The sequence below is a fragment of the Amycolatopsis ultiminotia genome, assembly GCF_039536925.1.
In the GTDB taxonomy this organism is placed as follows: Bacteria; Actinomycetota; Actinomycetes; order Mycobacteriales; family Pseudonocardiaceae; genus Amycolatopsis; species Amycolatopsis ultiminotia.
In genome coordinates, this window is sequence record NZ_BAAAZN010000039.1 from 1 (window position 1) to 19,229 (window position 19,229).

General features: G+C 67.9%; 20 protein-coding genes. 2 read left to right on the forward strand and 18 right to left on the reverse strand.

Annotated features, from left to right (window positions below; genetic code table 11):
* On the forward strand, positions 1 to 566 hold a 566-nt coding region (locus ABD793_RS42185; RefSeq protein WP_344869470.1), incomplete at its 5' end, for a hypothetical protein.
* Between the two features lie 106 nt (positions 567 to 672).
* Here the strand turns inward: ABD793_RS42185 and ABD793_RS42190 are convergent.
* The 14 genes from ABD793_RS42190 to ABD793_RS42255 form a co-directional block, all read right to left on the reverse strand.
* Complete coding sequence (locus tag ABD793_RS42190) at positions 673 to 3,819, reverse strand: BTAD domain-containing putative transcriptional regulator (RefSeq protein ID WP_344869472.1); 3,147 nt, start codon at positions 3,817 to 3,819, stop codon at positions 673 to 675.
* Positions 3,816 to 4,229 carry a hypothetical protein gene (locus ABD793_RS42195; protein WP_344869473.1) on the reverse strand — a complete coding sequence of 138 codons (414 nt, stop codon included), beginning with the start codon at positions 4,227 to 4,229 and terminating at the stop codon, positions 3,816 to 3,818. The genes ABD793_RS42190 and ABD793_RS42195 overlap by 4 nt, the downstream gene beginning before the upstream one ends.
* On the reverse strand, positions 4,226 to 4,678 hold the full coding sequence (locus ABD793_RS42200; RefSeq protein ID WP_344869475.1) for a TadE/TadG family type IV pilus assembly protein: 453 nt from the start codon (positions 4,676 to 4,678) through the stop codon (positions 4,226 to 4,228). The genes ABD793_RS42195 and ABD793_RS42200 overlap by 4 nt, the downstream gene beginning before the upstream one ends.
* A complete protein-coding gene (locus ABD793_RS42205; RefSeq protein ID WP_344869477.1) occupies positions 4,675 to 5,043 on the reverse strand; it encodes a TadE/TadG family type IV pilus assembly protein in 369 nt (122 codons plus the stop codon). Before ABD793_RS42205 ends, ABD793_RS42200 begins: the two co-directional genes overlap by 4 nt.
* A 95-nt stretch (positions 5,044 to 5,138) precedes the next feature.
* Complete coding sequence (locus ABD793_RS42210) at positions 5,139 to 5,555, reverse strand: hypothetical protein (protein WP_344869479.1); 417 nt, start codon at positions 5,553 to 5,555, stop codon at positions 5,139 to 5,141.
* Between the two features lie 32 nt (positions 5,556 to 5,587).
* Positions 5,588 to 6,310: a hypothetical protein gene (locus tag ABD793_RS42215; RefSeq protein WP_344869480.1), complete on the reverse strand. Its 723-nt coding sequence runs from the start codon at positions 6,308 to 6,310 to the stop codon at positions 5,588 to 5,590.
* 161 nt (positions 6,311 to 6,471) lie between these two features.
* On the reverse strand, positions 6,472 to 6,726 hold the full coding sequence (locus ABD793_RS42220) for a hypothetical protein (protein WP_344869482.1): 255 nt from the start codon (positions 6,724 to 6,726) through the stop codon (positions 6,472 to 6,474).
* A 56-nt stretch (positions 6,727 to 6,782) separates the two neighbouring features.
* Positions 6,783 to 7,688 carry a type II secretion system F family protein gene (locus ABD793_RS42225; protein WP_344869484.1) on the reverse strand — a complete coding sequence of 302 codons (906 nt, stop codon included), beginning with the start codon at positions 7,686 to 7,688 and terminating at the stop codon, positions 6,783 to 6,785.
* Positions 7,685 to 8,614, reverse strand: coding sequence for a type II secretion system F family protein (locus tag ABD793_RS42230; protein ID WP_344869486.1), 930 nt, complete (start codon positions 8,612 to 8,614; stop codon positions 7,685 to 7,687). The genes ABD793_RS42225 and ABD793_RS42230 overlap by 4 nt, the downstream gene beginning before the upstream one ends.
* Complete coding sequence (locus tag ABD793_RS42235; RefSeq protein ID WP_344869488.1) at positions 8,611 to 10,020, reverse strand: TadA family conjugal transfer-associated ATPase; 1,410 nt, start codon at positions 10,018 to 10,020, stop codon at positions 8,611 to 8,613. Before ABD793_RS42235 ends, ABD793_RS42230 begins: the two co-directional genes overlap by 4 nt.
* On the reverse strand, positions 10,017 to 10,889 hold the full coding sequence (locus ABD793_RS42240) for a hypothetical protein (protein WP_344869490.1): 873 nt from the start codon (positions 10,887 to 10,889) through the stop codon (positions 10,017 to 10,019). The genes ABD793_RS42235 and ABD793_RS42240 overlap by 4 nt, the downstream gene beginning before the upstream one ends.
* On the reverse strand, positions 10,886 to 11,458 hold the full coding sequence (locus ABD793_RS42245; RefSeq protein ID WP_344869492.1) for an SAF domain-containing protein: 573 nt from the start codon (positions 11,456 to 11,458) through the stop codon (positions 10,886 to 10,888). The genes ABD793_RS42240 and ABD793_RS42245 overlap by 4 nt, the downstream gene beginning before the upstream one ends.
* Positions 11,459 to 12,583: 1,125 nt before the next feature.
* Positions 12,584 to 13,150, reverse strand: coding sequence for a hypothetical protein (locus ABD793_RS42250; protein ID WP_344869493.1), 567 nt, complete (start codon positions 13,148 to 13,150; stop codon positions 12,584 to 12,586).
* Positions 13,151 to 13,220: 70 nt separating this feature from the next.
* Positions 13,221 to 13,865, reverse strand: a complete 645-nt coding sequence (locus ABD793_RS42255) for an A24 family peptidase (RefSeq protein ID WP_344869494.1) — start codon at positions 13,863 to 13,865, stop codon at positions 13,221 to 13,223.
* 691 nt (positions 13,866 to 14,556) lie between these two features.
* On the opposite strand from ABD793_RS42255, the gene ABD793_RS42260 reads away from it, so the two are divergent.
* A complete protein-coding gene (locus ABD793_RS42260; protein ID WP_344869495.1) occupies positions 14,557 to 14,913 on the forward strand; it encodes a winged helix-turn-helix transcriptional regulator in 357 nt (118 codons plus the stop codon).
* A gap of 17 nt (positions 14,914 to 14,930) precedes the next feature.
* On the opposite strand, the gene ABD793_RS42265 is transcribed toward ABD793_RS42260, so the two are convergent.
* From ABD793_RS42265 to ABD793_RS42280, 4 genes are all read right to left on the reverse strand, one after another.
* A complete protein-coding gene (locus tag ABD793_RS42265; RefSeq protein ID WP_344869496.1) occupies positions 14,931 to 16,196 on the reverse strand; it encodes a sensor domain-containing diguanylate cyclase in 1,266 nt (421 codons plus the stop codon).
* A gap of 62 nt (positions 16,197 to 16,258) precedes the next feature.
* Complete coding sequence (locus ABD793_RS42270; protein ID WP_344869497.1) at positions 16,259 to 17,686, reverse strand: MFS transporter; 1,428 nt, start codon at positions 17,684 to 17,686, stop codon at positions 16,259 to 16,261.
* 156 nt (positions 17,687 to 17,842) lie between these two features.
* Positions 17,843 to 18,178 carry a DUF6355 family natural product biosynthesis protein gene (locus tag ABD793_RS42275; protein ID WP_344869498.1) on the reverse strand — a complete coding sequence of 112 codons (336 nt, stop codon included), beginning with the start codon at positions 18,176 to 18,178 and terminating at the stop codon, positions 17,843 to 17,845.
* Between the two features lie 42 nt (positions 18,179 to 18,220).
* Positions 18,221 to 19,029, reverse strand: a protein-coding gene (locus ABD793_RS42280; protein WP_344869499.1) for an IS5 family transposase whose coding sequence is annotated in 2 segments (ribosomal slippage) — positions 18,221 to 18,690 and positions 18,690 to 19,029 — 810 coding nt in all. Because the reading frame shifts where the segments join, the coding sequence is not laid out codon by codon here.
* Between the last annotated feature and the right edge of the window lie 200 nt (positions 19,030 to 19,229).

Sequence of the window (19,229 nt, forward strand, 5' to 3'; positions counted from 1 at the left end):
TTCCCGGCGGGATCAACGGTTCGACCAGCGCCCACAACTCGTCGGGCACCAGCCGTCGCGACAACTCGTCCATCACAGCTCATGATCATGCCCACACCTCAACCAACAACCAAGTGAGACACGCTCTTAGGATCAAAAAGAAGAATGGAAGGAAAGCTGAGGAGAAGGAGAATGAAGAAGAAGCTGGCTACAGCAGAACGGGACTCGCGGACGGAAGGCAGTGCGAGCATCAGATAGCCAACACACCACCCAAGCCGACTGTTCACGTGCCTGCCGGCACCGAAGTCGGGGGACACGGAGGAAGGGGTTGCCCAGCGTTGGCCTGCAACAAGGCTTTGACGCGCCCCTTCCTCTCTAGTGGGAGTCCGGAAAGGAAGGTGGAGAGGAAGGTGGAGAGGAAGGTGGACGGGCGAGAGGTCTACGGGATCGCCGCCGACTCCGTGCCGGTTGTACACGCGGCAGAGTACTGGTCTCGGGTCGTGCTACGGATCGCCTCCGCAGCACGACCACTGCTTCCCGGAATCACACGAATAAGTTCGCATCACGGCGTTCAAAGTGTCCCGTGAGGAATCAGCCCAGTGTAGCGATGTTGCCTCGTGTTGGACAGCCTCCGACAACTGGTGGGTTCGCAATGAGAATCACGGCTATTTCTGCGCGAGGCGATGGGTTCGTTTAGCTGGCTTGTCGATTGGATATGTGATTTCTCGGCTGTTGTAGGGCGTCCGCGAGGCGGAGCGTGCTTGGGGCTGGGCGTTGGTCGAGGTCCTCCAGCGATGTGGTGAGCAGGTGCAGGGTGCGTGGGATGCTGTCGTGCTGGCCGAGTCGCGCTTGCAGGCGCATGAGGTCGCGGTAGATCGCCTCGTTGTAGGGGTCGAGGTGGCGGGCTTGTTCCAGCAGAGCGAGTGCCTGTTCGGGGCTGTCGGTTCTGATCTTGCGGATCAGGGTGCTGAGCGTGTCGAGGACGTCGCGCCTGAGTGCTTCGCGGGGTCCGTCGATCCAGTCTGCGGTGATGCCTTCGGCGAGGTCTCCGCAGTACAGCTCGGTGACGCGGCTCGCTGCCGCGACGGCCTCTGTTGCCGGGGCTTGGCGGCTGGCGGTGATGGCGTCCTGGAGCCGCCAGAGGTCGGCGGTCAGGATCGCCTGGTCGAGCCGGTAGTGGCTGTCGTGGTTGACGACGATGTCGAGGGTGTCGTCGTTGCTTGCCCGGCGAAGGCCGCGGCGTAGCTGGGACAGGGTCGCGTGGAAGCTGTTGTAGGGACGTTCGCCGGGAGCGTCCGGCCAGAGCGCGGCGCTGAGGGTTTCGCGTCGGCACCCGTCACGGTGTAGCGCCAGGTAGACCAGGATCTCGCGTTGCCGCGGAGCGAGAACGTCGATGAGGTCACGGGGTTCGGGGTCCGCTCTGGTCAGGTGCAGCCGGCCGAGCACCTGCAGGTGCAGCGGCGGGACCGGGACAGGATCTGTGGCCAGGGCTGGCGCGGTCGCCGGGGTGTCGTCGCGCCGAGCGGCCGAGGGGCGCGGCTGGTTGCTGACCTCCGTCGGGGATGGCTCGATCGTTTCTGAATCAGCCGGTCCGGACGCTCCGGTCGTCGGGGACTCGCCGCGGTCGTCGCTGGCGGTCTCCGTCGACGGGGTCACGGCTACAGTAGCGAACTCGTACTCGGAGACGAGTGGCTCGGCACTCGCCGTCGTGCTCTCGGCCCGGCTTTGCCGCTGTGTACCTGGTTCCGCGGCGCTGCCGGCGACGGTGCGGTCTCGGATCGAGTCGTCGCCGCCGGGCTCGGCCGCGTGCAGGAGTGCAAGCAGGTCACGGGCGTCAGCGTCCGGCAGTGTGAACAGTCGGGCACCGGCCAGGTCTTCGCTCAGGGTGAGGCTGGTCGCTTCGACGGTGCCGTCGTCGCGCACGCGCACGGTGCCGCCGAGGTGCCAGGGGCCGAGGAACACGCCAGCCAGACCGAGGTGCGAGCCATTGTCGAGGACGGCGTACGCGCGCCGGTTCGTGTCCGCGGTGGGCGTGGCCACCACCACGGCAGGCCCGATGTCGTTGTGCGGGTGTGCCGTATTCGCTGGCGGGTCGTCCCGCGCGAGGTCGCCGGTGTCGGTGCGGGCGACCAGCTCGGCTTCCAACGTCGCCAGCGCTGCGGGCAGGTCATCGACGATGCGCAGCCGGTCCGGGACGGGATCCGCCAGGTCGTGTCCGAAGAGCGCGCGGGCGTCGTCGGCGGGCATCACGATCATGGCGTCGAGGCCGTCGCTGGTGGCCTGCGCGAGCAGGGTCATGATCAAGGCCCGTGCGGCGGCGTGGGCACCGGGACCGGTGAGTCCCAGTCCCCGCGTGTTGGCGAGGTCGAGCGCGATGGCGTGCCCGTCGCGTACGCCGAGCGAGGTGTCCTGGGGTGCCGGGAGCACAGCACGGACCGTGGCCTGGGCTCGGTCGCGGGCGTGGATGTCGGCCGGTCGTGGATGTCCAGGTGGTGCGGGCGCAGCGGCTGGGTTGTCGTCGACCGGCTGGGGCGCGGTGGTGTCGTGGGCGATGCGCAGTGCGCGGACGACTGGGAGCCCGGCAGGGTCAGCGTCGTCGCGTGCGCCGGGGTGGTACCAGCGGCGGCGCCGGAGTCGGACGGTGATCATCGCGAGGGTGATCAGGGCAGCCAGTCCGAGGCCGACGAACGCACCGGTCGGCAGTGCGATACCGGTTCCGGGCTGTGCCTCGGGCATGTCCGGCTGTTCTCCTCGAGGTGCGTGCGGCGGGGCGGGCTGCTCGGCGGAGGTAGCGGGGCCTTCTGGGGCGGGCGCGGGTGTCGGGTTGTTCGGTGGCGTCGCGGGCTGCTCTGGTGGCTGCGCGGGTGGTGGTGCCGCTTGGGCGGGCAGGACGAGGTGCCAGCCGGGCAGGATCTGGTCGGGGTGGCGCAGCGCGCGGCCGTCGGGTTGGGTGCGGCCGGCGTTGAGGTCGAAGATCGCGTGCCAGGCGTCCGGGTCGCCGAGTTCGCGTTCCGCGATGGCCGAGAGCGTGTCGGTGGGCTCGACGGTGACGGTGCGCTCGCTCGCTGTGGCGATGTCCGCGGGATGGGGCAAGGCGACGGCGTCCGGTGGCAACCGCAGCGTCCATCCCGGTTCCAGGTCGCCGGGGCTGTCGGCGAGTAGGGCGAGGTTGAGCCGCACGATCTCGTGGTAGCGGGTGCCACGGCCGAGGTGGCGTTCGGACAAGTCCCACAAGGTGTCGCCGTGGACCACCGTGTAGGGCACGGCGTCGTCCGTTCCCTCCGCTGCGGGAGACGACGTGCTCGGGGCGCCGACGGTCCCCGCAGTCTGGTCGATCGCGGTGTCCGTTGCGGAGACCCGGGCTGCCGTGACGGGATGTTGGTGGGGCCATGGCGGCGCGGTGGCCGCAACCGGTGTTGCCGGGGCTGTCGATGCCCCTGCGGTACCGGCGGAGGTGGCCACGAGAACGGCGGCCACCAGTCCGGCGATCCATCGGCCACGCGGCACCCGGCGCAGCAGACCGCGGGCGGTACGGACACCGTGCCCCGTCTGGCGAATCACCTCGACCACGACGGAAAGAGTCAGTAAGAACCAGCCGGCCCACGCCACCGCCACGATCAGCCAGAGCACGAGGTCGCCGGTCAGCCACGCCCACCGCAACGCGTTCCAGATCCGTTCGGGCCATTGACCGATCGGAGCCGGGTCGGGCCAATGGTCGGGAAACAGGCGGGCCGGGGCGGCGCCAAGCGCGAGAAGTCCGCACGGTATCCCGGCAATGAAGGCAAGCAAGGCCAGCGCGGCGAGTGCCCCGCGAATCCGCTGGGCTGGTGCGGCGGTCATGGCAGGTCACCGGTCCGGGTGCCGACGCCGAGTTCGGCCAACGCGGTGCCGGTCGCCTCGGCGGTACCGCCGAGCAACCCGATGGGGGTGGGCTCGACGACGGTGACGGTCACGCGGACCGCGCGCGGTCCGGCGACGCTGACCTGACCGGGATGCCCGGCACGAGCGAGGTAGTCGGCGGCAGTGCGCGCTGCGGTCGTCGTGTCGATGCTGACCGCGGGGCTGCGGGTGTCCACCGCGGTGTTGGCCGCGCGGGCGGCTTCGGCGGCCAGCGCGTCGGCGCGGGCGATGACCCGCAGCCGCGCGGAGCCATCCACTACCAAGGCGAAGACGAGCAGCAGCGCGGGCACCAAGACGGCCACTATCACGCTGACCGATCCCGTGTCCCGCGGCGTTGTCCGGGTGGTCATGGGATGCCTCGGTAGGGATCGGTGGGGCTGGTGAAGGTGCTCGTGATCGTGTCCGTGCCGCCGGGGACCGGAAGTGCGAGATCGCTCAACGCGACGTGACACGTCAGACTTGCCCGCACCTGTCCGGCACGGCCGACCGCGATCTGGCTGGCGTCGACCGACACGCTGGAGGTGTGACACGTCAGGCCCTCGCGGTCGAGCCGTTCGCGGGCGACGCGGGTTCCGGCCTGTTGCGCCGCATCGGGACTGCGCGCGATCGAGGCAGCTCGCGCTGCTGCTGCGACGGCGTTGTCGACCGCTTGCTGTGCCGAGCTGACCCGAGCACCGGCAATGATCAGCAGCCCGACGAAGAGCACGGCAGGCACCAGGACCGCGGCTTCGACGCTGACTGAACCCGTGTCACTCCAACAGCGCGACCAGCCATGGCGTGTTCGGTTTCGGGACCTCATGAGCCGTCTCCAGCCGCCAGCGCGGGCACGGTGAAGCGCTCTTTCACCGCGTGCGCGGATGCGGCGACGCGGATGTCTAGGCCCGGGATGGGCACCAACCGGATGGCGGTGCCCGACACCTCCACTTGGACGGTGTCCGCGGTGACGGTGGTGTGGACCTCGGGGGCGGTGAGGACGCCGCGGCCGGCGCGGGTGGCGAACGAGCGCGCGGCCTCGGTCGCCGTGGTAGTCGTGCCACCGACCGGACGTCCAGCCTCCACTCCGGCCTGGGCTGCTTGCGCGGCGACAGCATGGGCGTGCCACCACAAGCCGCCCTGCACCGCAGAGAGGATCAACACCAGGGCGAGGGGGAACAAGATGGCCAAGCCAACCGACTCTGCTCCGCGATCCCGTCCCTCGGTGGTACCGATACGTTGTATCGCCCGCGCGTGTCTTGGGTGGCCGGTCCCATTGCCGCGTATCATGGAGCCGTTGCGCTGTTCGCCCCGATAGGTCCTGGCGCGGCGGACGCACCGCGGTTACCGGGTAGCGGTTTCACGATCGCATCGGAGGCGGAGTACACGGCGTTCTTCGTTCGGGTCCTGTCACTGGTCGGCTTCTTTCGCCTGCCAGGTTTCGGTTGTCCTGCATCGAGCCATCGGCTGAGGTCAGCCGCAGAGACGTCGGTGAACCGGGCCAGCTCGGCAATCTCCATGATCTTCGCGGAAGCGGTCAGCGTGCGGGCTAGCTCTTCGTCCACATCGTGCAGGTCTGCGGCGATGGCGACTCGGCGTCGGGCAAGTTCGGCAACCTGCTTGGCGGCGGCAGATCGCCGCTCGGTGAGCGGAATATCGTTCTCTGTCACTCGCCGGTCGATTTCGTCGTTGAGTGCGACCATGGTCGGTACCTCCGTCTTCTCCGGTGCCAGGCTCAATCAGTGAGGTGATGGGTCACCTGCGAGTTCGTGGTCCAATCGAGCCGAGGTTGTTCCCACGGGAAGGGGCCGGCCTCGGTGAGGTCTCGCGCTGCGGTGATGCGATAGAACGCGTTGTGCAGCAATGACTCTGTCTCTGTGGCCAAGCCCTGACGCACGGCTTCTTGCAGCGAGGACAGCTCGCGGTCACCTCTGTGACGGGTGTCGATGTCCCTCAGCTTCCGGTCCCATTCGTGGGCGAGCACGACGCAGCCGGCGAGGTGCTGCGCGGATTCGTTCAGCCGATAGTCGATGACGTTGATGGTGTCGTGGAGAGCTGCGGCGAGGGCCGCGTGTTCCGGAGCATCCGCAAGTTGCGCCGCCAAATCCCGGGCGGCGCGTGTGCAATCCAGGCAACACAACACCTCCCACGCTAGGCGGTGGGCCGCGCGTGGGAGGTCCGGGTCCAACCAGGCTCGTGCCTGAGCAGTGCGCAGCTGAGCGACAGCGTCGATCACGCGGTTCGCGATCTCCGTGGCTGCCGGGTCCATTGTGGCGAAATCGCAAGTCTGGTAACAGCACTCGCCCGGTGACCGTAGTTCAGGGCAGGATCCGTTGTCTTCGATCGAGCGAGCGGTGAGAAGATTGTTCACCCCGCTCGCGACACCAAGACACACGACGATGCCGCCGATCAGTGAGAACCACACCGCAACCGAGCCAGCAGCGACCCCGATCAGCACGGCCAGTATTCCGCACACCATCGTTCGTGATGCCTCGTGCGAGAAGAAGACGCGGCACAGGACGGGCAAGCGGCGAACGTTCGGGTTCCGCAGGGTCGTGCTCGATCCTGGTTCTTGTAGCTGTGTCATAGGTTTGAGTCCTCCCCACCTGGTCCCATGACCTACTTGATCTGCGCTTGGTAGTTCTGCACGGCCCCTCGGATGGCGACGCCTAGCCCGATCGCCACAGCGAGGCCGATGGCCACGAGTACGGCTTTTTCCACGGATTCCGAGCCTCGGTCCCCGGAGGAACGCACCCGCGACCACCTGCGATACACGCTGACAACCAGGCCGAGCGCGAGGACGTTCAGGAGGTGCTCAAGGTGCGTGAGGTATCGAAACGCAACGGTGAGGGCGCGTTGGGTGGTCTTGAACATCGGGTGGTCAACTCCTTCAGGGATGCGGACAATGTTGTCTCGTATCGGTTGCGTGGTCAGGCTCCGCTGCCGAGTAGGCGGAGCATCGCCGGATAGAGGACCAAGAGAAGGAATGCCGTCAGAAGCAAGGCGACGGGAAGTGCGAGACGTTGGGATCGTGAGTTGGCATCGGCTTTGTCTGCTGCCAGCGCGGCAGCTCGTAGTGCGCTCGACTTCGCCAGCAGGGTGGTGTAGATCGCGGCACCGTCGGCGGCGGCCGCGAGGATGTCGGCCAGGTCGGCGAGTTCAGCCACTCCCATCCGCTTTCCGAGGAGGGCAAGGGCTTCCCACGGAGTGTGGCCGGCGTGCAGGGCACGGCCGAGCGTGCGACGGATCCGGGCGAACACCCAGGAGTCGCTGACCGAGGCGGCCTCGTCCAAGGCTTGGCTGGGCGCGCGTCCGGTGGCGCGCTCCTGCGCGACCAGGTCGAGGTAGGTGGCCGTCGCACGCCGGAACTCGTCACGGGCGCGGGTGGCGTCTTCCTTGACTGCCAGGACGGGCACCATCGATCCGGCCACTGCAGCGACGAGCAGGGCAAGTCCCGTCACCGCCGTAGAGAGATCGATCCCGGCCAGCCAAGCCAATAAGGCGAGCACGATGACGACGACTGTCGCGGTGCCTGCCCAGAACAGCCGGCGGAGCAGGTAGTGCTCCGCGGTCCGGTCGAGCATGTCGAGGTCGGCCGTGGGGATTCCCCACCATGGGTTGGCAGACCGCGACGCTTGGGCAGCGGCAAGCTGTACGCGACTCGACCAGCGGCTGCGGGGCGAGACGCCGTCGGCCTGACGGCGCGTACGGTCGTCCAGCTCCGCGAGCGCGGCGGCGACATTGACGGGCGCCGGGTGCAGCACCACGAGGAGTAGGCACAGCAGCGCCGCAGCGCCGAGCGCGCCCAGCAGAACGGCGACGGCACCGGGATTCATCGCGCCTCCTCCGAACGAAGCTGGACGCCAGTGGCGGTTGGTAGCCGGGTCGACTTCGCCGCAGGGCTACGGGAGGCGGGGCCGAGCAGCCGCACGGAGCGGCGAGGTCGTGTCAGCAAGTGCATCCACCAGCCAGCCGCCGTGAGCAGCGCCCCGATGCCGGCCAGCACGAGCTGGCCGAGCACGTCGTCGAAAGGGGTGAGGAACTCGTGGGCGAAGATCACCAGCCCGCCGAACAAGACGGCGGTGATGCCGAGGATGGCGCGCACGTCGGTGCGGGGCTTCGCGCGGTCGGCTTCGATGTCCCGGCGAGCGACGACGCTGCGTTCGAGAGCGGTCGCAGTAGCGTCGAGAACATCGACCAGACCGCGTCCACCGGCACGGGCGCGGAGGATCAGGGTGAGCACCACATCGTCCGCGGCCTCGTCGCCGACCTCTTCGGCGAACGCGCGCAGCGCGGACTCCAGGCCGCGGGTGCGTACCCGGGTCGCCAACGTCTCGATCTCGGTGGTCAGCGCAGCGGGTGCAGTGCGCGCGGAGGTGCTGATGGCCTGTTCCAGCCCACCCGCACCGGAGGCAAGGAGGTCGGCCAGCCGCCGCACCCAGCTCGCCAACGCATCCAGTCGCTCGATGAACTGTCGCGCGTCCTGACCACGGACCAATGCCGGGACGGCGAAGACCGCCGCTGCGGTGAGCAACGCAGCCACCGGCCAGCCGGTAGCCGACCACACGAGTGTTGCTGCCGCGAGCGCCGTCAACGCCCGCCGCAGCGACACGCACCTGCCGAGGTAACGCCACCAGCGGTTCCACCTGATCGTTAAGCCCGAACGGGATTCATCGGTGGCGGAAGGGAGGAACGCGGCACCGGCGCAGGCAATCGCGGCGACCATCGCGGCGCCGAACACTCCCGGCCACACGCCGGTCATCGCGCACCTACCTGCGCGAAACCCGTATCGACCCGGACAGCAGCAGTATCGAGGGTTCGGCGATCGAAGCCGTTGCGTTCGAGGCGTTCCAGTAGCTCCGGGCTGGGGGCATACGCCGGAACCGCGCGACCATCGTGCAGGCTCGGCGCGAAGATCCGGGTGGTGTCCGGGCGACCGGCATCCCCGATGGGGCCGACCTCGACCACCTCGGATACGAACCTCCTCCGGCCGGGACCCGCAGTGTGGCTCTGGTGGGCGCGAGCGACGTGCACGACGAGGTCGATGGCTGAGGCAGTCCACTGGTACGCGGCCTCGATCGGCAGTGGCGGAGTCGCGAGCTGTCCCAACGCCGCGATCCGCTCGAACACAGCCAGAGCACTGGTGGCGTGCAGCGTGCACATGCCGCCCGCCGCCCCGTTGCCCAATGCGCGCAGCATGGCGGTGACTTCACCGGCACGGACTTCCCCGACGATCACTCGGCTCGGCGAGTGCCGCAGCGTCTGCTTGAGCAGATCGTCCAGGGAGATCTCCCCGATCCCCTCGGAGTTGGCCGGCCGTCCTTCCAGCGGCGTGACGAGCGGCCGCGAACTCAAGTGCAAACCGAGCTCGTACTCCTCCTCCACCGTCACCACGTGTTCGAAACTCGGGATCTCACGGCACAACGCCCGCAGCAGCGTCGTTTTCCCGGCCGCGGGGCCACCGGAGACGATGATGTTGCAGCCCGCGAGCACCGCGGACCGCAGAAACGAGGCGAGAACCGGATCGAGAGTGCCGCCCGCGACGAGGTCATGCAGCCCGACGTCGACCAGGCGGTGACGGCGGATCGCTACCCGCGGTCGATCGGATACCTCCATCACCGCCGCCACCCGAGCCCCCAGCGGTCCACCCGCGGCGATGCGGAGGTTCCCCAGCGGGCGCCCGGCGTTGAACTCTCGCGAGGTCTGGCCCTGGCGGGCGAACATCGCCGCCAGCATCTCCACCAGCTCGGCATCGGTGTCGGCGACCGGGTGAGGCCACTGCTCGATGGTGCCGTCGGCGAGTTCGAGCAGGACGTGGTCACAGCCGTGGACGTGGATGTTCTCCACATCCTCGCGTTCGAGCAGCTCCTCCAAGGTCCCCAGGCCGGACAATGCAGCCATCACGGCGCGAGTCAGGCGGCCTTCCTGTTCCACCGGCAGCGGTGGGTGCCCGGCGTGGGCGCGGCGCCGGACCCAGGTAGAGACCTCATCAGCCACGTACGCGCGCATCCGCGCCGACTGTTCCTCAGCCGACAACGGGTTCTCCAGCTGCGTCTCGCCCGATGCAGCGCGCTCGAGCCGCGTCGCGACCGATTCGCGGAGTTCCCGCACTGTCGCCTGCCCGAATCCGTCGTGGTCGGGTGTCATCGGCGGACGTTTGGCGGTCATCGCGCTTCTCCGGCGAGCAGATGCGCCGACGCACGCGGAGCTGACGCAGGCAGGTCGTGCGGGTTGTGACGGTGGTAAGTGCGATGCAGGCGGCCTGCGGCTTCTCGGGTGCTGCGCAGCAGCAGCGACCGACGTGGCAGCGCCCCGCCGTCCATGCCCTCGGACAACGCTGACGCGGTCGTCGCGTCCGCGGGCACTTCCAGCGCAGTGTCTCGGCCCAGCGCGGCCCGAACCTCTCGCGTGCCAGCGGCGGTTGTAGCGCACACCGCCAGGCCTAGCCTGGCGGAAGCGAGACGCGTGCCGAGTTCGGCAAGCACAGGACGGGCCGCGAGCACGTGTCGCGTCGTCGGGCGCACCGCAACCAACACCAAATCCGCGGCCAGCAGCAAGGGCCAGGGTGTCGTGGCACCGAAACGGCCGGCGTCGACCAAGGCGTCGGCCGATTGCCCGGACGCAGTCTTGAATGCCGCCAGCGCAACGGTGAGCCGAGTCCACCCCGAGACGCCGACCGCGCCCTGCTGGCTCGTCGCGCTCAACCCGGCCAACAAGCCGACGTGCCGGGCCGGCGGCACTGCCTGTACGTGCTCCAGCAAGCGGGCCGGGTCGCCGGCCGGCGCGTGCCGTGTTGCTGTGGCATGCGACAACACCCCTACCTCGGTGCGGAGTTGACCGGCCAGTACCCACTGCCCCAGCCATCCCGGCGCGAGGTCGCCGCCGTCCGGGTCGCAGTCGGCCAGCAACACCGGCGCAGGCCAGGTAACGGCCAACGCGGCTAACGTCGTGGTCGCGCCCGGCGCACCCTTTCCCGAGACGATCGTAATCATTGCCACCGAACTCACCTTCCTTTGTGGACAGTCCACGCGTGTCATGCCCCGGGGCCGAGCTGGACCACGACGACCTGCCCCGCGGCTGCGTTGGTCGCGGCCGCGGACGCATCCACGCCGACAACGACGTCGACCGTGACCCCGCCCGTCGAGTCCGGCGGACCGACACCCAGTACCCGCGCACGAAACGGCGCGGACGGGCTTTCCGCGGTTTGACTCGCGTCAGTGCCAGGGCTGTTCATGACCGCAATAACCTGCACCAGGTCGCCAGCAGACAGGCCACGAGCGGGAAGATGTCCCGGCTTCACCGCCAGTCCGACGAGCCGCTCGCCCGGCCCGGGCACCGGCTGAGCCGTGAACTGGCTGGCTGCAAGCAGTGTCCCCGGCGGAAGCGTCGATCGCGCCACCTGCCCGACGACCCTGTCCCGGTCAACAGCGGGAATGGAGGCCAGGGGCTGGTCCGGGACGGCCTTGGCCACGCCGAGATCTGCATCGCTGATCTGCTGGCCCCACCCGATTCCCCGGACCAGTACCAGCACGTCGACGCGTTCATCCTGGCCCACGATCAAGGCGTAGTTCCCATAGGCGGTCACCGCGGCCAGCACCACCGCCACGGCAAGCAGCCACCAGCGCCGGCGCCGCGGTATCCGCGGCACTCCACCCTTACCTGAAGCCTCCGCCCGGTCGCTCCGTGACGGTCGCGAAAAAGACACAGCAGCACCCACCGGGGCAACTCCCTCCCCATTCAATAACAATAAATTCGCGATGCCCGCACTCGACGGAATTCGATTGTGCTGCTTCTGCACGCACTTACCTCGCGCGTAGCGCTTGGACCTCTGCGACAGCGAAAGTGGCCGACGCACGTGACAGCATCTGCGGAAAATCGCCACCGACGTTGGTCGCGCCGTCCGACCCGGTCCAGTGCACCGACCACGCGATCGACCACTCCGCCCGAGCCTGCTCACCGGGCAGTCCGTACGACGACCTCGTGTAGACGAAGCCACAGTCCGGACTGGCAGCGTGGGTCCCGAAGGACCGCTGGTAGGCAGTTCCCGGCCCTGAACACGACGTCGAGCCACCGGTGCCCGAGGTGAACGTCATACCCGTCGGGACAGCGGTCACCTCGGCCCACACCGCTCCCACCTGGACTCGCCGCGCAGCCGGCTTCCAGACGCTCCGATCGGTCCAGAGCCAGGTGTTTTCCCCGACGATGGTGGCCGCACGTCCGTCCGGCAGCCTCACATCCGGCGAGTGCCGCGGTACCGGCAAGGGCAAGCGCAGTTGTTCGAAAGCCTGTGCCGCTAGTTCGGCCGGTGACGGCACCGGCGGAGCATCCGCTGCATCTGCGGGTGCCGGGTCTTCCCGTAGCGAGGGCATGCACCGCACGCCGAACGCACCGCCGGCCGGACCGTTGCCGCGAGGGCCGGCGCCAGCGCCGAATCCGCCTAAGAAGCACCCCGGCGGTAGCCCGCTCGGCGACTTCGGTTTGCTGTTCCCGCCCGCACCGGACTGCCGATCTTGCGCGGCCCCCGGTGACCGCTCGACAGGGGCCTCGCCCTGGGACTCCAACACCCGCATATCCACGCCAGGCGGCGAGTACCGGCCGGCTGGGTCGGACGGAGTCACAATGACCTGGCCGTCGTCCTGGCCGTCCGCCGCTGCGGTACCCGGATGGGCGAGCAGGATCCCGCTCGTTGCCATGCAGGCCATCGCACTGGCAAGACGACTGCGTCGACACATCAGCACTCACCGCCTGGGAACTCGGTGCGGGAGACCTTCCAGCTTCCGTCAGCCTCGTCGCGGGTCAGCACAGCATGCACCGGCATCCTTGCCACACCGACCGTCTTCTTCGCACCGGTGCGGGCGTCCGCTTGTCCGAGGTCGGAGGCGTCTTGGCAGTCCACGACGTGTGCCGTTGCACCCGACACGTCAACTGAGGAGATTCGCACTGTGACATCGCCATAAGTCGTGACACCCGTGGCCTTCTGACGATGCACAGCATCGAGCGTCGTCGAGAGCTGAGGTTCCGCGGCAACAGCGGCCAGCGCCCTCCGCCAGATTTGCTCTGGCTCTTGGTCGATATGCAAGGAACGCGGCCAGAACTGGGTGTACGCAGACACGACCGCTTGTCGCTCGTCACGCAGTGGCGCACTTGTCGCCGTCTGCTTCGGGGATGGAGCCGACAGATTAGGCATGGTGGGTGGCGACGGCGCGTCCCCGCCACTGCAACTCACCACGGTGCTGGCCGCGAGCATGGCACCCATCAGCGTGGCAAACCGACGCACTCGACGGAAGTCGATCAGCATGATCAGGCCCTCCACTGCTCTGGGCGCACCGTTTGATTCGGTCCGACCGATCCAGCGCTTTCCCGCGCCGTTATCTGATCAACACGCTGGCGAGCGCTCCCACGATCAGCGAGGGTCCGGCGGGAAACCGCACCCTGGCGCGCCCGCTGCGTACCGCGACCACGAGCGCGACCACCGCAGTGAGACCGGACGCCAGCAGGAAGCCTTGCAGCAACCCAGTCCAGCTGAACCAGCCCAAGTAGAGCGCGAGAGCCCCGTACAACGCGGTATCTCCACCACCGGTGTGCTCCGGCAGCGCGAACTGGAGCAGCGCTGCCACCGTGAACATCGCTGCCGCCACCTCGCACGCGAACACCAGCCGACTTCCTTGCCCGTCGATGATTGCGGCGGTCAGGAACGCGGCGAAGCAGCCAATCGCTAACGCCGCCACCAAGCTGAACGGGAGTCGGCGAAACGCCAAGTCCGTCAGTATGAGGCTGAGTCCGAGCGAACATGCCCAGCACCACGCCAGCAACAGCGGCGTCGTACCGAATCGGAGTGCTCCGAGCAGGTACAGGAGACCGACAATCACGGAGACCGCGCCGTACGCCACGGGACGTGCGCCGGCCGGTCGCAAGAGCTGAAGTTCGCCAGCCGTCCGCTCGGATACCATCACCGACAACGAGCCGACGATGAAGCCCGCGGCGTAGGCGAGCCACCCGAGGTGTGAAGTCATCGAAGGCCCCTAACGACGGCCGCGACGGCCCGGAACAGCGCCAGGACACGTCCAGCCAAGTCCGCAAGGTGTCCAGGCTCCGGGGAATCGGCTCCCGTCCTGCGCAACGCGACATCTTCTCACCTTTCGGTGGTCCGGCGGTTCGAGTCCGCACGGTGCTGTTCAGCCTGGGCACGGCGGCTCCACGCTGCCTTCCGGCTGCCTGTACGCGACGTCCGGAACGGACGTAGCGTCCGACTCCTCCGGAGCATGTGCTCGACGCTCCAGACGGCTACGGCCGTCGCGGGGGCTCGAGTGCACGTTGCCCGCTACAGGTGAGGTTCTGTGACGGGGCATCTGGGCAATTCGCGTCGCCATCGTCGACTCCTTCGCGTTGCGCTGCGGCAGCTCGATGCTGCGTCGCCGTCGCCGCGTTGGTCTGGGGCGAGATGCCCGGCCGCTGGCCCAGCCCGAACCGGGTGGCGGCCGAGGCATCTCGCTGCTTCCGTCCCCGGAACCGATGTCCGGGTACGACCCAGGTCTAACGCATCCGTCCGAGGTGAATGCAACGTAACGGCGTACTGAGTTTGGACTCACCACGTGGACTTTCACCCGTTCAGACGGCAGAGACGGCACTTCCAGGAATCACGCGGGGCACCGTTGGCGCACCGTGGTGGAATCGTGTAGGCAGCAAGGAGTGAACGATCGCAACATGCCCTACCGGCAGGGCCTCCACGACCTGCTGACCCTGTTGACCGGTCAGTGGACCGTCGCGGTCATCTCCACGCTGGCAGTAGGTGAACGAACCTTTTCCGACCTGCTCGCGAAGGTGAACGAGACCGAGGACCAACAAGGTTGGATCACGCACAAAAGGCCGCTCAGCCCCCGGACGCTGACCGACACCCTTCGCCGTCTGGAAGCGAACAAGCTGGTCGATCGCCGTACCGAAGACAAGCAGGTCAAGGGCAGTTGGGCCTGGTACAAGCTCACCGCGGACGGCCGTGAGTTGCTGAGCATGCTGCGGCCGCTGGCCAAGTTCGCCGGGAACCGCCGAGCCGGCACCTCATAGTAAGTTCCCGGTCGGGGCTACGTCGTCTCGCTGAGTTGAACCCGGTTTCGGCCGGAGTCCTTGGCGGCGTAGAGCGCGTTGTCCGCCACGATCAGCGCATCGTCCAGCTCTGGCCCGGCTGCCGGGAACACTGACGCGCCGATGGACACCGTGATGTGCAGCGGCTCGCCAGCTACAGCCTCGATCTCGGTATCGGCAACGCGAGCGCGGATGCGGTCCGCAACCGCGAGCACTCCGCTGACGTCGCTGCCCGGAAGCATCACCACGAACTCATCACCGCCGAACCGTCCGCAGAGGTCGTCGCTCCGGACAGCGGCGCGCAGGGCTGTACCGACCGCCCGGAGAACGCCATCGGCCACGGGCACCCCGTGCACGGTGTTCACCGAATTGAACCGATCAACGTCGACCAGCAGGATGCCGAGGGGGGTTCCCATTGTCCGGGCCCGCTTCAGCTCGTGATCGGCGAGTGCGCGCCAACTGGCGGCGTTCAGCAGGCCAGTTATCGAGTCGGTCGTGGCCGCGCGCTCGAACTGGCGAATGAGCGCGCTGCGGTGCAAGGCGTACAGCGGGACGAACATCAGTACGAGCAACCACGGAACCAACGTGAGCAGCAGGGCGGCCACCAGTCCCATGCACAGGGTTGCCAGCTCGAGAAGGTTTTCGTTCACCCGGCCGACCAGGCGTTTCAGCGACCATGACGAGGTCGAGAGCCCAATGGCGATCGCGACAACGAGCGAGTTCGCCACGAAATAGACCGCGATCACCGCCGCCGCACCGAGCGCAGCCCACGGGCCTCGGTCATGCCCAAGCGGCAGCAGACCCACGCTGCGAGCGCACCAAGCGGCCAGCCGGCAGCACAGAATCACGTTGCAGGCGCTGAACAACGTCCGATGCGCGAGGACACCGGAGACGCCCCGCCAACTGCGGAGCCACAAGTGCAGGTAGAGCGCGGCTACCACGACCACCGCCAGCACGCCGGGGAGCACGAGAGCGGCGGTCAACGTCCACACCGAGGAGAAGTTCACGTGCGGCGTGTCGGCGAATCGGCGGCGTCGACGCTCCACCTGGCGGGCCATCTCGGCGGCGGCGATACCGAGGCTGGTCACGATCGCGCAGCCGACCAGGTCGGGCACGGTCACCCGGGCAGACGCTGCGCCGAGCGCCACCATCGTGACCGCTGCCGCCTCGACCAAGAGGACAAATGAGCGCACAGGTGCAGGTAGTGACCAGATCGCCCAGTTTTTCACTTGGCGTGCCCTGCTGGGCTGCCCTGAATCGGTCATGCGCTGCATACTGTTCTCGCTTCCGTTCCCACGGGGAGGGCCACGGTCTTCACCACAGGTTTTCAGCTGCGGCCCTTCCTACCGCCGGATGTCCCTGGAGGGGTCGCATGCGCAATAAGGACTGGTGAAGGTAACCGAGTTCCCGATGCGGGCTCGTCCTCGTCGGCCTTCAGCTGGCGCGGACGAGCTCCCCTCCACACGATCGCGGCACCGACTGCCACCACGGACGCAGCTGCACCCGACGCTGCCACCGTGGTCGCCGGGCCCACTCGGTCAGCCGCCAGACCTGCTCCGACCATGGCCACTCCCTGCGCCGTGTAGAGACACGTTCCCAACCTGCCCATCACGGTGCCCCTCCGCGCGTCCGGGACTATCTCGGCAACAAGTGCCTGCAGGCGGACCAGGTAAATCGTCGAAAAGACGCCCGAGACTGCCCACCACACCGCCACTCCGGCAACCCACGGCGTCACGGCCGAGGCCACCAACGGCAGGCCGGCCACTATCGCCGGAACCACCACAGCCCGCTGCGACGTCGCCGAACTGCTCCTGCCGGCCCACCAGCCGCCGATCACGCTGCCCACCGGATCAGCGGCCATGAGCAAGCCCACCGTGAACGACGCCGCGCCCGCGGCCTCGGCGTATGGCGCGGCCACCCCCTCGGGCACCATCAGCAAGCCGACCAGCGAAATCAAGATCACCGGAACGACAAGCTGGGCACCCAGCCGAGGCCCGACGGCGACACCCGGGTCCACCTGCGACGGCGAAGCTTTCCGCGACGCCGGACGGGCTTGGACTCCGAGAAGGACGATCACGGCGCTGATCAGGAACGTGCCGCCGTTGACCGCCAGTACGCCGCCGGCGCCGATCGCGGCGACCAAGACGCCCCCGAGACCGAACCCTGCGACCTGCGCAACCTGGATCGTCACCTGCCGCAAGCCGAGGCCGGCCTTGTACAGCCCGTTCGGCAGCACATCCGGAAGAAGAGACAGCTGCGCCGCCTTGAACGGAGCACCGGCCAGCGTCAACGCACCCACCAGGCACCACAACACCGACAACGGAAGACCCGGAATCGCCATCGAGCCGGCCAGACCGCACCGGACCAGATCACTCACCACGATCACCGTGCGTCGCGGATACCGGTCCGCAAGGCCGGACAGAAGGAAACCACCGAGCACAGCAGGCGCGAACGTCAACGCATAGGTCAACGCCGTGAGGGAAGCCGAGTTCGTCCGGCTGTACACCAGCAACGCGAGCGCAACTCGCGCCAACTGGTCGCCGACGACAGACAGCGCCTCGCCCAGCCACACTGCGCGAAACTCCGCGGAGCGCACAGCCGCGGCAAAGTGGCCACGCTCGCTTGCTGCCATCGGTTCGCCCCCTCCCCGGAGCCCACCACCTGACCGGCAGTCCTCCTCTGCCAACGATCTTGGACCCACCACCGTATGCCCGGAGTGTGTGCAGATGGATACACTTAGCGACAGTCCACCCATATGAACTACACGAACTACGCTGAGTAGACCTACTCGGTTCAGTCGAACTAACGCTCGAAATCCGCGATACCGATGCTTCGCCGAAACCTCTCCGCCCAGGTGGACCTGCAGTTGAGCGGTGTTGCAGGCTCGGCAGCCCGCAACACCGCACGCCGGCTACGCAGGGCCGTAATACCCGGGCTGGCAACCGACACCACCGTTCCACCACGCGTCGATCACCCTCCAACGGATCACCGGTTGCACGTTCGTCACGCCAGGGCCAACGCAGTAGTGATAGACATTCCGGAAAATGTCCTGCACGTCGAGCATGACAGTCGAGCCACTCCCACCGTCGCAATGCCGATACATACCAGGATCGACGTAGCCACAGGGATCAAGCACCCGAGCCGGCTCCGTCGAGGCGGCCGACGCTTCGGTGACGACACCTCCGCCGAGCGCGAGCGCTGTCGCGACCACCACGGCCGCGCGCTGCACAGTTCCGATTTTGGACATAGATCCTCCCCAAACTGAATAACTGTCGACTAAGAGATGGTTTCAGAATGACTTCATGAGTTCGCGGTGGCAGATCAGGGCGCAGGCGAGTTGGAGGAAGCCGAGGTGGATGTCAGCGCGGCGTTCGTAGCGGGTCCGCAGCCGCTTGAACGCGTGCAGCCAGGCGAACCCGCGCTCGATGACCCAGCGGACCTTCCCGAGGCCGGAGCCGTGCGCGACACCGCGACGGGCGATGCGCGGGCGGATCCCGCGCTCGCGCAGGCGTCGTCGGTGCGGGTTGGAGTCGTAGCCGCGGTCGCCGTAGAGCGTGCCGGGTCGGTGTCGGGGCCGGCCTCGGCGGCCGCGGATCGGCGGGACCGCATCCAGCAGTGGCAACAGCTGGGTGATGTCGTGACGATTGGCGCCGGTCAGCGTCACGCCCAGGGGCAGCCCGTGACCCTCGACGATCAGGTGGTGCTTGGAGCCGGGGTGGCCACGGTTGACCGGCGACGGCCCGACATGGTCCCCCCTTTGAGGGCGTGCACGTGCGAGGAGTCCACCGCGCACCGGCCCAGATCCAGCTTGTCGGCGGCGCGCAGCTCGGCCAGCAGCAGCTCGTGCAGCGCCGGCCACACCCCGGCTTCGGTCCAGTCCCGCATCCGCCGCCAACAGGTCACACCCGAGACGCCGAACGCGGCGGTCGGGAGCTGGCTCCAGCTGATCCCGTTCTTGAGTACGTACATGATCCCGCGCAGCGCGGTCCGGTCATCGACCGGCCGGCGGCCCGGGAACCGGTACCGGCGCGGTGGACGAGCCGGCAGCAACGGCTCCACACGCTCCCACAACGAGTCAGGAACAAGATCGGCAGCCATGTCGAACAACTCTGCCGCAGCTCAGCGACCGTCTACAGCAGACACGCCGAACTCATTCTGAAACCATCTCTAATACTGCAATGACACTTCGTTATAGAGTGGCTGCGTGTGTCGGCTGGGCTTTGGTCCGGCGATCGTGTAGTTGATCTCGTGTGTTGGAGATGGCGACGGGTTGGTCGGCGCACTTCGCTGCGTTCGCG

Bases quoted from the DNA above. Each gene is read 5' to 3' on its own strand.
- ABD793_RS42190 (WP_344869472.1), bottom strand. From the start codon at position 3,819: ATGACCGCCGCACCAGCCCAGCGGATTCGCGGGGCACTCGCCGCGCTG.
- ABD793_RS42195 (WP_344869473.1), bottom strand. From the start codon at position 4,229: ATGACCACCCGGACAACGCCGCGGGACACGGGATCGGTCAGCGTGATA.
- ABD793_RS42200 (WP_344869475.1), bottom strand. From the start codon at position 4,678: ATGAGGTCCCGAAACCGAACACGCCATGGCTGGTCGCGCTGTTGGAGT.
- ABD793_RS42210 (WP_344869479.1), bottom strand. From the start codon at position 5,555: ATGGTCGCACTCAACGACGAAATCGACCGGCGAGTGACAGAGAACGAT.
- ABD793_RS42220 (WP_344869482.1), bottom strand. From the start codon at position 6,726: ATGTTCAAGACCACCCAACGCGCCCTCACCGTTGCGTTTCGATACCTC.
- ABD793_RS42225 (WP_344869484.1), bottom strand. From the start codon at position 7,688: ATGAATCCCGGTGCCGTCGCCGTTCTGCTGGGCGCGCTCGGCGCTGCG.
- ABD793_RS42230 (WP_344869486.1), bottom strand. From the start codon at position 8,614: ATGACCGGCGTGTGGCCGGGAGTGTTCGGCGCCGCGATGGTCGCCGCG.
- ABD793_RS42235 (WP_344869488.1), bottom strand. From the start codon at position 10,020: ATGACCGCCAAACGTCCGCCGATGACACCCGACCACGACGGATTCGGG.
- ABD793_RS42240 (WP_344869490.1), bottom strand. From the start codon at position 10,889: ATGACACGCGTGGACTGTCCACAAAGGAAGGTGAGTTCGGTGGCAATG.
- ABD793_RS42250 (WP_344869493.1), bottom strand. From the start codon at position 13,150: ATGCTGATCGACTTCCGTCGAGTGCGTCGGTTTGCCACGCTGATGGGT.
- ABD793_RS42255 (WP_344869494.1), bottom strand. From the start codon at position 13,865: ATGACTTCACACCTCGGGTGGCTCGCCTACGCCGCGGGCTTCATCGTC.
- ABD793_RS42260 (WP_344869495.1), top strand. From the start codon at position 14,557: ATGCCCTACCGGCAGGGCCTCCACGACCTGCTGACCCTGTTGACCGGT.
- ABD793_RS42265 (WP_344869496.1), bottom strand. From the start codon at position 16,196: ATGACCGATTCAGGGCAGCCCAGCAGGGCACGCCAAGTGAAAAACTGG.
- ABD793_RS42270 (WP_344869497.1), bottom strand. From the start codon at position 17,686: ATGGGTGGACTGTCGCTAAGTGTATCCATCTGCACACACTCCGGGCAT.
- ABD793_RS42275 (WP_344869498.1), bottom strand. From the start codon at position 18,178: ATGTCCAAAATCGGAACTGTGCAGCGCGCGGCCGTGGTGGTCGCGACA.